This window comes from Allobosea massiliensis (assembly GCF_042655245.1).
Classification (GTDB): domain Bacteria; phylum Pseudomonadota; class Alphaproteobacteria; order Rhizobiales; family Beijerinckiaceae; genus Allobosea; species Allobosea massiliensis.
Map to the genome: position 1 here is coordinate 105,649 of NZ_JBHSLU010000068.1, position 11,214 is coordinate 116,862.

The following is an 11,214-nucleotide window of genomic DNA, read 5'->3' on the forward strand; positions in this document are numbered from 1 at the left end:
AGCGATGTTCGAAAGGCCGATCGTGACCGACATCAAGCCCGTGCTGCCCCGCACTCCCGTGCCGAGCCTCGAGCTCCAGCTCGCTCCCGATGGGGCTGCCTTCAGCCTCCATGCCGAGCGCCCTGCGCATTTCTCGCTGGTCGTGGTCTATCGCGGGCTGCACTGCCCGATCTGCAGGACCCAGCTGCGCGACCTGGAAAGCAAGCTCGACGCCTTCATCGAGAAAGGCGTCCGCGTCATCGCGCTCTCGACGGACAGCGAGGAACGCGCCGCGCGCGCCAAAACGGACTGGGGCCTGCCGAGGCTGCGCGTGGGTTATGGCTTCTCGCTCAATGCGGCGCGCGAATGGGGCCTGTTCCTGTCGGCCGGCCGCGGCACGACCTCGATCGGCGTCGAGGAGCCTGCGCTCTTTGCCGAGCCGGGGCTCTTCCTGGTTCGGCCGGACGGCACGCTCTATTTCTCCAGCGTTCAGACCATGCCGTTCGCGAGGCCATCCTTCGCTGACATCCTCGGCGCGATCGACTTCGTCATCGCCAAAGACTATCCGGCGCGTGGCGAGGTGGCGACGCTGGAGGACGGATTGGCGGCGTTCTGATGAGGGTGACGCGCAGAACTCTCATGCTCGGCTCGGCCGCCGGCGCCTTCGGCGGCCTGCCGCCGGCCGAAGCAGCCGACCCCTATCCACCGCCGTTCAGCACGCCTCACGCCCAGTTCACCGTTCTCGATCCGCGCGAGGAGGCCGGCCACATCTCGCTGCGCGATCTCGAGGGTCGACGGCGCACGCTCGCGACCTATCGCGGCAAGGCTGTCCTGCTCGCTTTCTGGGCGAGTTGGTGTCCGCCCTGCCGACGCGAACTGCCGATCCTGCACCGGCTCCAGAACCAGGCGAAGAGCGAGCCCTTCACGGTCGTGCCGGTGTCGCTGGATCGCGACGCTGGAACGGCCGCCGCCTACATCCGACGGCTCAAGCTGGACGGGTTTTCCAGCTTCATCGACACCGGCGGCGAGGTCGCCTCCGGGCCGAAGTCGAAGGTCGCGACACCCTTCCCGCTCTACGGCATGCCGATGAGCTACGTCATCGACGCGAGGGGGCGCAGCGGAGGCTATCTGACCGGAGAGGCCGACTGGAGCGCGCCGGAGGCACTCGCTTTGCTGCGCTTCTACGCCCGGTCCTAGGCGTCGGCGGCGGGAGATCCCCTGTCGCCCACGCTCATTCATCATCCTTGAATCAGAGGCCGTCGCGGGATTGGCCCCATCATCCTCAAGCGCGGAGCGGCGCGGCCAACTCTGGCTCAGTCCCTGCCGATCATCACGTCGAGGCGCTCGCCGGTATCGGTCTCGATCGTGGCGCGCGGTCCCCGCAAGACGAGGAACCGCGCGACGCGCTGCGTGACCGGAGCCTTGCGGAGGACCACGGCGCGCCCGCCCTTGAAGCCGATCGCAGCCAGGTCTTGGCGTGACAGCGACGGGATCACGATCTCGGGCGTACCATCCCCGTCGAGGTCCCCGATCTGCGCGAGATCGAGGTCGCGCTCGCCCAGGCGGTGATTGGTGAAGCCGTCGATTCGCGAAACCTCGACGAGCGCCCTGCCCGCCAGACGGTAGAGACGCAGCGAACCCGCCAGATGCGGCGTGACCACGGCCGCGAGCATGGCCTGCCCCGAGCCGACAAAATCCGCGACGCCGACCGGGTTGAGCCAGCGGTTGCGCTGCCCAATGGCCGGGCCCTCGGCGAGGGGCTCGATCGCGTGCCGGCCGATCCGGTAGACTGCGAGGGCGGCGCCGCGATCGAGATAGGCCTTGACCAGGATCGCTTCCGGCTGCCCGTCGCCATCGAGATCCGCCAGGCGAACGCGGCGGTCCTCGAAGACCGCGTCAGGACCCAAGCGAAACAGCAGGCGCTGTCCGTCCCGCTCGACGACGAACCCGCCGGCTTCGATCGCATCCCCCAGAACGCCATGGCCATAGCGCGTCGTCGGATCGACGAGATAGGCGACCATTCCCCTGCTCCGGGTGACCTCGCCATCCGGCCGACGCAAGAGGTCCTCAGCCTGCGCGCTGCCGCCACAGCCGATGGCCAAAGCCATCGCCATGATCAGGTGGCCACCCGGTGTCGCAGCATGTCAGCCTCTTCCCAGCGCCGAGTCGCCATTTGGGGCCAGGCCGCGCTCCGCCATGGCGTTGAAGTTCCCGTCGAAATGGATTGCGAGTTCGACGTGCGCGTTGCCGGCGACGATGACGTCGGCGGGATGCGACGCGCCATGGCGGCATCGGAAGACCGTTTTCGGGTCGATGCCGCAGCTCCGGAAACAACGCGTCGGGATCAGCCCGCCGGAGGTCGAGCCCCGATCGGCGAAGGAGGCCCGCACCTCCGTGGCCCGCTCCGGCCTTGCGCCGATCGCGAGGCCCGGCCGCGCCCGGACGATGTCGTGGGTCGAGGGGAGCCTGTCATAGCCTACAGGGGCGATGGCGGCCGCACCGGCCAGAAACAACGAGCGGCGGTTCAACATCGCTTATCCCTGTGCGGCGCCGGACCGGACCAGGCCCTGGAGGGTCGTCCGCGGCGGGTTTTGCCGGTACCGAGAAATGACGGGCGCGGGGCCCGTAACGTTACGCCACGACAGAGCGAATACCGGATCGTCACGGACAGGGATGCGATGACGCGCGATCGGACATGGCTGCTCTTCGGCGGCCCCTATGGCAACCTGCAGGCCACCCAGGCGCTGCTGGCGGAGGCCGGGCGGCTTGGCATCCCTCCGGACAGGATGCTCTGCACGGGCGATCTCGTGGCCTATTGCGGCAATCCGGTCGAGACGATCGATCTGATCCGCGAAAGCGGCATCGCCGTGGTCGGAGGCAATTGCGACGAGCAGCTGGGCGCGAGCGCGAGCGACTGCGGCTGCGGGTTCGAGCCTGACAGCGCCTGCGCCAGATTATCGGCCGCCTGGTATGCCTTCGCCGACAGTGTCGTCAGGCCCGACCAGCGTCGCTGGCTGGCCTCGTTGCCAGGACGCATCGACCTGCAGATCGGCGGGCGGAGCCTCGCGGCGATCCACGGCTCGGCCCACTCCATCAACAGCTTCATTTTCGCGGGCACGCCCGAGGGCGAGAAGCGCCGCAGTCTCGACGCGCTTGGCGGTGATGGCGTCATCGGCGGCCATTCGGGCCTGCCCTTCACCCAACTGCTCGGAGGGCGACTTTGGCACAATCCGGGCGTCATCGGGATGCCGGCCAATGACGGCACGCCGCGTGTCTGGTTCAGCATCGTCAGCGAGACAGAGGCTGGGCTTGCCATCGCGCATCGGGCCCTGCCCTATGATCATGAAGGCGCACAGGCCGCCATGCGCAGCGCCGGCCTGCCCGAAAGCTACCGCAAAGCGCTTGCGACCGGGCTCTGGCCCAGTCTCGACGTCCTGCCCGATCGCGAACGCGCCGAGACGGGACGGCCGATCACGGAAGCGTCGACGCTCTGGCCGGCGCGCCAGCCCGCCCGGGCGCTCCCTGCGGTCTGACCGGTTTCAGGACGCCCGAAGGCTCTGCAGAAGGGTGAGTCTCAGGTGGAGGAAGGTGGTCCGGAGCCAGCCCCGGTCGCGATACTTCCGGGCGCTGGTCGTAACCGTCGCGCCGACAGGCTGAATCGCCAGGCCTGCGCGCCGGGCGTCGCGGACCAGTTGGTGGTCCTCGCCATGCGCCGCGGTCTCGTCGTAACCGCCAAGGGCATGGAACGTCGCGGCAGGGAGGCACAGCGCCTGATCGCCGAAGGGCAGGTCGAAAACCCGTGAACGGAAACGGACGCCGCCTTCGGTCAGACGCATCAGGCCGCCGCCGTCAAAGCGCAGGTCGAAATAGCGCAACGCGGCGTGCTGCTCCTGCAGCCCCATGAGCAGCTTCGACACGGCATCTTCGCCGAGCGTCGTGTCGGCATGCACGAACCAGAGATGGCGCCCTCGAGCGACGGAGGCCGCTTGGTTCATGCTGGAGGCGCGCGTTCCCCCGCGCGCGAGAATGATCTCGAAGGTCTTGGGAAGGGTCGCCAGCAGCGCTTCCGGAACACCCTCGTGCTCGGCCAACGGGATGATCACGGAGACGAGCGCGCCCTCAGCGCGCGGTTCGGGCGGACGGACATCCAGCGTCACGGTGTCGTGCATCATAGACCAGGCCCCATGTCGATGTCCGCGACGCCCGTCGGAGCCGTAACATTCGACGTCGCACATCGTCGCTTTGCAACGCTTGCAGGATGATGGGCGCGCGCCCTCGAGCTGCAGCGACTTCTGATCAGGCACGCACAAGCTCAGGTCAACCTCGCGAAACAAGCAGGCGAGCCCGCCAGATCAGCGGCTCGCCCAGCCGGCGAACTCCTCGAGCGCATACGCCTTAGCGTGCAGCGCCCAGCCTGTGCCGCGATGCCTGAACCCGCCCTGCCAGCGCTCGGGCCGGCGATAGGTCCGCTCGGGCGTCGGGCCCTAGCCGTCGAAGATGGCCATGCCGTTCACGACCTTGCTGACGTCAGAAAAACCGCCGCGCGGTCCGCGGGACCCGACTGAGGTCACGACAGGGCCGACACGAAGCCGTGAACCGCGTAACGTCATACGGATCCGGCGCGAACACGCTGTCAAACCCGAAGTCTGCGTCCCGAAGCGACCCCCATGGCCGATCCTGCACCTGCCTCGCTCCCGCCGAAGCGCCCCTTGCGGCAGGACGGAGTCCTGAAAGCCGATCTCTGCATCATCGGTGCGGGTTCCGGCGGGCTGTCGGTCGCGGCCGGCGCTGTGCAGATGGGCGCTTCGGTCGTCCTGATCGAAAAGGGCGAGATGGGCGGCGATTGCCTCAACACCGGCTGCGTGCCGTCCAAGGCGCTGATCGCTGCGGCCCATGCCGCCCAGGCCGTGCGTGACGGCCAGCGCTTCGGTGTCCATGCCGCCGAGCCCGAGATCCGTTTCGAAGAGGTTCACGCCCATGTGCATGGCGTGATCGGCGCGATCGCGCCGCATGACAGCGTCGAGCGGTTCGAACGGCTCGGCGTGCATGTCATCAAGGCTGCGGCGCGTTTCCTCGACCGGGATACGGTCGAGGCCGGCGGGGAAACGATCTTGGCGCGCCGCTTCGTGATCGCAACCGGCTCGCGCGCCGCCGTGCCGCCGATCCCCGGCCTCTCGGACGCCGGCTATCTTACCAATGAGAGCGTCTTCGAGCTGCGGGAGCGCCCTGAGCATCTGATCATCGTCGGTGGCGGACCCATCGGCATCGAGATGGCGCAGTCCTTCCGTCGCCTGGGTTCGCGGGTGACCGTGATCGAGACGTTCGGCATCCTCGCCAGGGATGAGCCGGAGGCCGTCGAGGTCGTCCGCGCCGCGCTCCTCCGCGACGGCGTGACACTGCTCGAGAAGGTCGGCATCAGCGACGTCAGGCGCGACGGCCCGGTCGTGACGGTCACGCTCGATGGCGACAGCGCCGTTGGACGGTGCGTCGCGGGCAGCCACCTGCTCGTCGCGGCAGGCCGGCGCCCGAACGTCGAAAACCTCGGCCTCGACGCGGCCGGCGTCGCCTTCGCGCCGAAGGGGATCACGGTCGACGCGCGTCTTCGCACCAGCAACCGCCGGATCTTCGCCATCGGCGACGTTTCGGGTGGCCCGCAGTTCACCCATATCGCCGGCTATCATGCCGGCATCGTCATCCGGAACGCCCTGTTCGGCTTGCCCGCCAAGGTCGACTACACGGCCTTGCCCTGGGTGACCTATGCCGATCCCGAACTCGCCCATGCCGGTCTCACAGAGGCGCAGGCGCGCAAGGGCGGCCATGACGTCCAGATCCTGACCTGGTCCTTCGCGCTCAACGACCGGGCCCAGGCGGAGCGCGCCACCGAGGGGCTGGCCAAGGTCGTTCTGGGCCGCAAGGGCCGGATCCTCGGGGCCACGATCGTGGGACCCCGCGCGGGCGAACTGATCGGCACCTGGGCCCTGGCGATCGCGTCTCGCCTTCGGATCGGGGCTGTGGCGAGCGCGGTGCTGCCCTATCCGACGCTGTCGGAGATCTCGAAGCGCGCCGCCGGCAGTTACTACACGCCGAAGCTCTTCGGCTCCGCGACGCGCCGCGTCGTCGGTTTCGTCCAGCGTTTCCTGCGCTGATCCCGAGAGACAGCTCATGATGGCCCGCCTTCTCACCGACCGGCGCCTCTGGCTCGCCCTGGCCGCGCTCGCCCTGATCCTCATCGTCCGGCAGACCGGGGTTGCGAGCTATCTCTCGCTGGACACGCTCAGGACCCATCGCGTGACGCTGACGAACTGGGTCGAGGCGAACCATCTGGCCGCTGCGCTGGCCTATGTCGCCGTCTATGTCGCCGCTGTCGCCTTCTCGATGCCCGGCGCGGTCTTCCTGACACTGTCGGGAGGGTTCCTGTTCGGAGCGGTGTTCGGCACGCTGCTGACCGTGATCGGTGCCACGATCGGAGCGACGCTGATCTTCCTGTTCGCCAGGGCCCTCTTCGGCGACAATGCGCTCGACCGCTTCGGTGCCCCGGCGGCGAGGCTGGCGGAGGGCATCCGCCAGAACGCCGCCTCCTATCTGCTCGTGCTGAGGCTGGTGCCGCTCTTCCCGTTCGTCCTGGTCAATCTGGTGCCGGCCTTCGTCGGCGTACCCCTCGCGACCTATGTGCTGACCACCTTCTTCGGGATCATGCCGGGGACGGCGGTATTCTCGCTGGCGGGCGCGGGGCTCGGCTCGGTTCTCGATCAGGGCGGCGCAGTGTCGCCCGGCTCCATCCTCACACCGCAGATCATCGGTGGCCTCGTGGGGCTGGCTGCGCTGTCTCTGGTCGCGATCCCGATCCGGAAGCGCCTTGCGGCCCGAGAAAACCAGACCGGGTCGTAACGTCCGCCAGCGTCCATCCGTAAGGAGAGCCATGATGACCGCCGACATCCGATCTCACAGGCTCACCCGGCGCGCCGTGCTCGGCCTCGGACTCATGGTCCTCGCGGGCCCGGCCTGGGCCCAGGCCAGAGATGTCGATGCAGCCTATGACCGGCTCCTTGGGCGCTATGTCGGCGCCAGCCCCGATGGGGTCAACCGGGTCGACTTCATCGCGGATTTAGGCGGAAATGATGCCGGGCTGATCGCGCATTTCCGCCGCTATGTCGAGCCGGCGCTGGCCCAGCGCCTCGCCGGATCGCGGCGGATCGCCGATGACGACTATGGCTGGTCGTTGAACGGGCTCCGCCCCGTCCCGGCGCCGCGCGGCTGAGCCCGCAGATGACGGACCGCTCCATGATGACACGCCTTAACCGGACACGGCTGTTGGTCGCAGCGGCGGCCGCCACGACCCTGGCGGCGGGCGCAGCCATCCTTGTCGTGACGGCACAGCCCCGGCTGGCTCCCTGGACGCTCGACCCGACGGATCCGCGCGTGTCGCTGGAGGATGTCGAGCGTGAGGTGGCTCGACGTCATCCGGTTCCGGAGGTCGAACCCGCGGGCCTGGCCGCCATGCTAGGGCGCGGCGAGGCCATGCTGTTCGACGTGCGCACGCAGGAGGAGTTCGATGCCGGCCACCTGCCGGGCGCGATCCGGATCGAACCCGGCAGCTCGGCCGCCGAAATCCTCAGTCTTCACCGCGATCGGCTGGGCGACGGGCCGGTCGTGTTCTATTGCGCTGTCGGCGTGCGCTCCTCGCAGTTGATGACGGCAACGCTGAAGCAGATCGCCCCCCACGCCGGCGGCGGCGTCTACAATCTGCGCGGCGGCATATTCCGTTGGGCGGCGGACGGCCGCGCCTTGGTGAAGGGCGATGGCCCCGGCAAGGCGCATCACTTTGACGCCAGCTGGGGCCAGTTGCTGGCCAGGACGACACCGCGTTGACGGCCGCTACGGGTCCAGACGTCTCCGTGACAGGTCGATCCGCCTGGGATTGCCGCGGATCAACGCTGCTCGCCAGGCTCGGCGTCCGCATTGGGGTGCCGAGGGTGATCGCAGTGGTCTGGCGCGAGCGTTTACCCGATCCGGGGCCTTACCGCGCCGTCTCGCGCGGCGGCCCCACGCGTGAGGGGGCGTCGTGATGCCGAGCGAGGCGCCGATCGGGTTCGGCCTGATGTGCAAGCCGCCGCGGCCCGGCACGGCCAAGACCCGGCTGGCCGCGGCCATCGGCTCCGACAGGGCGGCGCGCCTGGCGCGCGCCTTCCTCAAGGATTGTGCTGCCGCCGCCGTCGCGGCAGCCCGGCTGCAGCGGCTCGACCGTGCGGCGTTCTTTCGCCCGGCCGATGCCGCAACCGAGATCGGCGCGATCCTCGGGCCGGGATGGCCTCTGGAGTTTGCCGATACCGGCGACCTCGGCGCGACGATGCAGGACGTTCTCGCCCGGCTGCTGCAGCGCTGCCAGGGCGGCGCGATCATCATGGGCGCGGATGTTCCGCTGATCACGGGCGAGGCCATCGCCGCCGCCGCGCGCAGCCTTCGCGAGGGCAATGACCGCCGGATCGTGCTTATCCCGAGCGTCGATGGCGGCTATTGCCTGATCGGTGTGCGCTCGCTGGAGGCGGCAGCCTCCCTCTTCGCACCAATGCCATGGAGCACGTCGGGCGTGCTGCGCGAGACGCTGAGCCGCGCCGACGCGGCCGGCTTGACCGTGCAGATGCTGCCGCCGCAGCGCGACATCGACGAGGCCGCCGATCTCGACTGGCTGCGCGCCAGCCTGGCGAGCGGCGACGCCGCGGCAGCCTTCACCCGCGCCGCTCTGGCCGGCATGGCGGAGGCGCGGCCATGACGGGCCACCGGCTCGTTCTCGTCGGCGGGGGGCACGCCCATGTGCAGGTGATCCGCGCGCTGGCGCAGCAGCCCGAACCCGGCATGACGATCACGCTGGTGACCGACCGGTTGCTGACGCCCTATTCGGGCATGCTGCCCGGCCATGTCGCTGGGATCTACAGCCATGCCGAGATGCATATCGACCTCGGTCGGCTGGCAGAGGTCTGCGGCGTAACGCTGGTCGGCTCCGCGGCGGCCGCGATCGACCGCGCCCGGCGGACGGTGACGACGGAGGACGGTGCCAGTGTTCCCTACGATACGCTCTCGCTCAATGTCGGCATCACGCCGGATCTTTCGGGCATCGCCGGCGCCGAGGAGCACGGCATCCCGGTCAAGCCCATCAGCAGCTTCATCGCGCGTCTGGACGCGCTTCTGGAGGCGGCCGCCAGGGCCGATGGCCCGCGCCGCATCGTCCTGGTCGGCGGGGGCGCGGCCGGGGTGGAGCTTGCGCTGGCGTTGAAGGCGCGGCTGACGGGGCTCGATCCGAAGGGCCGGCCGTTCTGGATCGGTCTCGCCGCGAGCAACGGGCTCGTCGCCACGCTCAATGACGGCGTGCGCCGGCGGGCGAGAGCCGCGCTGGCCCGTCATGGCGTGACACTGCTGGACGACTTCCGTGTCGTCGAGATCAATGCGCAAGGCCTGCGCGCGCAGGACAAGCGCTTCGTCACGGCCGATGCGGTGCTCGTATCCACCGCCGCGCGCGCTCCCTCCTGGCTCGCCACGACCGGGCTTCCTACCGACCGCCATGGATTCGTTCAGACAACGCGGTGCCTGACCTGCATCGACGATTCCGCGGTCTTCGCCGTCGGTGACTGCGCGACCGTGGCCGAAGACCCGACGCCGAAAGCCGGTGTGTTCGCCGTCCGACAGGGTGCGGCGCTCACAGCCAACCTGCGCCGCAGGGCACGCGGCGAGGTGCTGGCGCCGCATCGGCCGGACCGCAACTATCTGACGATCCTGATGACCGGCGACGGGTCCGCCATCGCCGGTCGCGGCGGCTGGTTCGCGGTCGAGGGCCGCTGGGTCTGGCGCTGGAAAGACTGGATCGACAGACGCTTCATGCGGCGCTTTTCGGAATTTCGGCGCTGACCCTCACGGGAGCATCGTTCCCGCCGCGCCGTCATGTCCGGTTCCGTGAAAAGAGACGCGACAGCAGGACGGTGCGTCACCACCGCAGCATGGCGCGGCCCAGTGCGGCCCCCGCCAGGCCAACGATCAGGGCGGCGAGGCTGTACCAGGTCGCGATGAAGAGCGGGCTGTCCTCATTGCAGAACAGGCCATAGGCGAAGATCGCGAGGCCGGCGGAGGCGAGGCCGGCCAGCGCGCCGGCGGCGACGGGCTCGGTCGTGGCTCCCCGCCGGAGGATCGTGAGGCAGGCGATCAGCGGCAGGGCCGCCAGGGCCGGAACGAGCGTCAGGCAGGTGACGATGCCCTTGCCGAACAGCCTCGCCCACCCGTCGTCGAGACCGTGGCGCAGCAGATCGGTCGCCACGACGAGGCCGAGGAACCCGACGACGGCGATGAGCCATTTTGAGGCCGCCGGAGCCTGGACCTCCGGCCGGGAGAGATCGAGCGCGCCCGCGATGGCCGTCAGGGCGATCAGCGCACCGAGCATCAGTTTCACCAGCGTCGGCACCAGGCCCGCCGTGACGAGATCGGGGCGCACGCCCATGATCCCAAGGAAGCCGACGCCTGCGAGCGCCGCCGCCGTCGGCCACCAGCGTAGCAGGATCGTGCTGACGGGCTTCGGCTGGTTCGGCAGATCCTGGACCAGCAGGTCGATCATGTCGTCAGTCCGCATCGGCTCTCCCCTTGAAGGTGCGGGCCAGCTGTCTCAGGGCCCGATGCAGCGCGACCCGCACCGCACCCTCGCTCATGCCGAGTTGACCTCCGACCTCCGCCGCGCTCCGTCCGGCGAGCGACACCTGCTCCACGATCTGACGCTGGCGCCCGTCGAGGGCCGACAGCATGCGCTGCACATCGAGCTGGCTCTCGCCGCCGTCGTCAGGCGCGGCGAGGGTCTCCACGGCGTCGTCGAGATCGACCTCGCCGCGCGCGCCAACGCGGCGCAGGAGGTCGATAGTCTTGTGACGCGTCACGGCGTTGAGCCAGGGCGTCAGCGGCATCGACCGGTCCCAGGTCGCGCGCTTCAGATGGACGGCGAGCAGCGTTTCCTGAACGATGTCCTCGACATCCGCCTGCCCACGTCCCGCGCGCATCAGAACCTGCCGCACCCTGCCACGCAGATGCGGAACCAGGGCGCGCAACAGCATCCTGTAGGCGACCTGGTCGCCATCGAGCGCCAGTCGCATGAGGCGGCTCCATTGGTCGTGTCCCATAGCGTGGTGTAGCTGACGGTGGTCACCGGCGATTGCCGGTTAGGTTTGGGTTGTGAACGCCAACCCTGAACCGAGAGATCCCCGA

Annotated in this window: 14 protein-coding genes; 9 read left to right on the top strand and 5 right to left on the bottom strand. The window is 69.2% G+C overall.

Annotated features, from left to right (window positions below; genetic code table 11):
* Window positions 1–4: 4 nt before the first annotated feature.
* Together ACFPN9_RS21000 and ACFPN9_RS21005 are read left to right on the top strand one after the other, a co-directional pair.
* Complete coding sequence (locus ACFPN9_RS21000; RefSeq protein WP_066721413.1) at window positions 5–595, top strand: peroxiredoxin-like family protein; 591 nt, start codon at window positions 5–7, stop codon at window positions 593–595.
* Between the two features lie 23 nt (window positions 596–618).
* Window positions 619–1,176: a TlpA disulfide reductase family protein gene (locus ACFPN9_RS21005; RefSeq protein ID WP_066721415.1), complete on the top strand. Its 558-nt coding sequence runs from the start codon at window positions 619–621 to the stop codon at window positions 1,174–1,176.
* Between the two features lie 116 nt (window positions 1,177–1,292).
* Here ACFPN9_RS21005 and ACFPN9_RS21010 read toward each other — a convergent pair whose 3' ends face one another.
* Window positions 1,293–2,000 carry a hypothetical protein gene (locus ACFPN9_RS21010; RefSeq protein ID WP_066721416.1) on the bottom strand — a complete coding sequence of 236 codons (708 nt, stop codon included), beginning with the start codon at window positions 1,998–2,000 and terminating at the stop codon, window positions 1,293–1,295.
* Window positions 2,001–2,123: 123 nt separating this feature from the next.
* On the bottom strand, window positions 2,124–2,510 hold the full coding sequence (locus ACFPN9_RS21015; RefSeq protein WP_066721418.1) for a substrate-binding domain-containing protein: 387 nt from the start codon (window positions 2,508–2,510) through the stop codon (window positions 2,124–2,126).
* A 147-nt stretch (window positions 2,511–2,657) separates the two neighbouring features.
* Here ACFPN9_RS21015 and ACFPN9_RS21020 point away from each other — a divergent pair, with 147 nt between their 5' ends.
* Window positions 2,658–3,512 carry a metallophosphoesterase family protein gene (locus tag ACFPN9_RS21020; protein WP_066721420.1) on the top strand — a complete coding sequence of 285 codons (855 nt, stop codon included), beginning with the start codon at window positions 2,658–2,660 and terminating at the stop codon, window positions 3,510–3,512.
* Window positions 3,513–3,518: 6 nt separating this feature from the next.
* On the opposite strand, the gene ACFPN9_RS21025 is transcribed toward ACFPN9_RS21020, so the two are convergent.
* Entirely contained in the window at window positions 3,519–4,151 is a 633-nt protein-coding gene (locus tag ACFPN9_RS21025) for a hypothetical protein (RefSeq protein ID WP_066721422.1), read from the bottom strand.
* A 495-nt stretch (window positions 4,152–4,646) separates the two neighbouring features.
* Here ACFPN9_RS21025 and ACFPN9_RS21030 point away from each other — a divergent pair, with 495 nt between their 5' ends.
* The 6 genes from ACFPN9_RS21030 to ACFPN9_RS21055 all read left to right on the top strand — a co-directional run bounded on the left by ACFPN9_RS21030 (window position 4,647) and on the right by ACFPN9_RS21055 (window position 9,879).
* Complete coding sequence (locus ACFPN9_RS21030; protein WP_066735467.1) at window positions 4,647–6,125, top strand: dihydrolipoyl dehydrogenase family protein; 1,479 nt, start codon at window positions 4,647–4,649, stop codon at window positions 6,123–6,125.
* A gap of 16 nt (window positions 6,126–6,141) precedes the next feature.
* Window positions 6,142–6,867: a TVP38/TMEM64 family protein gene (locus ACFPN9_RS21035; RefSeq protein WP_067254652.1), complete on the top strand. Its 726-nt coding sequence runs from the start codon at window positions 6,142–6,144 to the stop codon at window positions 6,865–6,867.
* 34 nt (window positions 6,868–6,901) lie between these two features.
* Complete coding sequence (locus ACFPN9_RS21040; RefSeq protein WP_156449789.1) at window positions 6,902–7,237, top strand: hypothetical protein; 336 nt, start codon at window positions 6,902–6,904, stop codon at window positions 7,235–7,237.
* A gap of 53 nt (window positions 7,238–7,290) precedes the next feature.
* The gene (locus ACFPN9_RS21045; protein WP_067254659.1) at window positions 7,291–7,848 is read left to right on the top strand and encodes a rhodanese-like domain-containing protein; all 558 of its coding nucleotides are present in this window, start codon (window positions 7,291–7,293) and stop codon (window positions 7,846–7,848) included.
* 196 nt (window positions 7,849–8,044) lie between these two features.
* Window positions 8,045–8,749: a TIGR04282 family arsenosugar biosynthesis glycosyltransferase gene (locus tag ACFPN9_RS21050; RefSeq protein WP_067254663.1), complete on the top strand. Its 705-nt coding sequence runs from the start codon at window positions 8,045–8,047 to the stop codon at window positions 8,747–8,749.
* A complete protein-coding gene (locus tag ACFPN9_RS21055; RefSeq protein WP_067254666.1) occupies window positions 8,746–9,879 on the top strand; it encodes an FAD-dependent oxidoreductase in 1,134 nt (377 codons plus the stop codon). The genes ACFPN9_RS21050 and ACFPN9_RS21055 overlap by 4 nt, the downstream gene beginning before the upstream one ends.
* A 76-nt stretch (window positions 9,880–9,955) precedes the next feature.
* Here the strand turns inward: ACFPN9_RS21055 and ACFPN9_RS21060 are convergent, their stop codons facing one another.
* A complete protein-coding gene (locus tag ACFPN9_RS21060) occupies window positions 9,956–10,591 on the bottom strand; it encodes an NrsF family protein (RefSeq protein ID WP_067254670.1) in 636 nt (211 codons plus the stop codon).
* Entirely contained in the window at window positions 10,581–11,129 is a 549-nt protein-coding gene (locus ACFPN9_RS21065; protein ID WP_377817550.1) for a sigma-70 family RNA polymerase sigma factor, read from the bottom strand. Before ACFPN9_RS21065 ends, ACFPN9_RS21060 begins: the two co-directional genes overlap by 11 nt.
* Between the last annotated feature and the right edge of the window lie 85 nt (window positions 11,130–11,214).

What these genes read in the sequence shown, in the direction of transcription:
- ACFPN9_RS21040 (WP_156449789.1), top strand. Translation starts at nt 6,902, where the DNA reads ATGACCGCCGACATCCGATCTCACAGGCTCACCCGGCGCGCCGTGCTC.
- ACFPN9_RS21005 (WP_066721415.1), top strand. Translation starts at nt 619, where the DNA reads ATGCTCGGCTCGGCCGCCGGCGCCTTCGGCGGCCTGCCGCCGGCCGAA.
- ACFPN9_RS21065 (WP_377817550.1), bottom strand. Translation starts at nt 11,129, where the DNA reads ATGGGACACGACCAATGGAGCCGCCTCATGCGACTGGCGCTCGATGGC.
- ACFPN9_RS21000 (WP_066721413.1), top strand. Translation starts at nt 5, where the DNA reads ATGTTCGAAAGGCCGATCGTGACCGACATCAAGCCCGTGCTGCCCCGC.
- ACFPN9_RS21055 (WP_067254666.1), top strand. Translation starts at nt 8,746, where the DNA reads ATGACGGGCCACCGGCTCGTTCTCGTCGGCGGGGGGCACGCCCATGTG.
- ACFPN9_RS21010 (WP_066721416.1), bottom strand. Translation starts at nt 2,000, where the DNA reads ATGGTCGCCTATCTCGTCGATCCGACGACGCGCTATGGCCATGGCGTT.
- ACFPN9_RS21020 (WP_066721420.1), top strand. Translation starts at nt 2,658, where the DNA reads ATGACGCGCGATCGGACATGGCTGCTCTTCGGCGGCCCCTATGGCAAC.
- ACFPN9_RS21015 (WP_066721418.1), bottom strand. Translation starts at nt 2,510, where the DNA reads ATGTTGAACCGCCGCTCGTTGTTTCTGGCCGGTGCGGCCGCCATCGCC.
- ACFPN9_RS21035 (WP_067254652.1), top strand. Translation starts at nt 6,142, where the DNA reads ATGATGGCCCGCCTTCTCACCGACCGGCGCCTCTGGCTCGCCCTGGCC.
- ACFPN9_RS21050 (WP_067254663.1), top strand. Translation starts at nt 8,045, where the DNA reads ATGCCGAGCGAGGCGCCGATCGGGTTCGGCCTGATGTGCAAGCCGCCG.
- ACFPN9_RS21060 (WP_067254670.1), bottom strand. Translation starts at nt 10,591, where the DNA reads ATGCGGACTGACGACATGATCGACCTGCTGGTCCAGGATCTGCCGAAC.
- ACFPN9_RS21025 (WP_066721422.1), bottom strand. Translation starts at nt 4,151, where the DNA reads ATGATGCACGACACCGTGACGCTGGATGTCCGTCCGCCCGAACCGCGC.
- ACFPN9_RS21030 (WP_066735467.1), top strand. Translation starts at nt 4,647, where the DNA reads ATGGCCGATCCTGCACCTGCCTCGCTCCCGCCGAAGCGCCCCTTGCGG.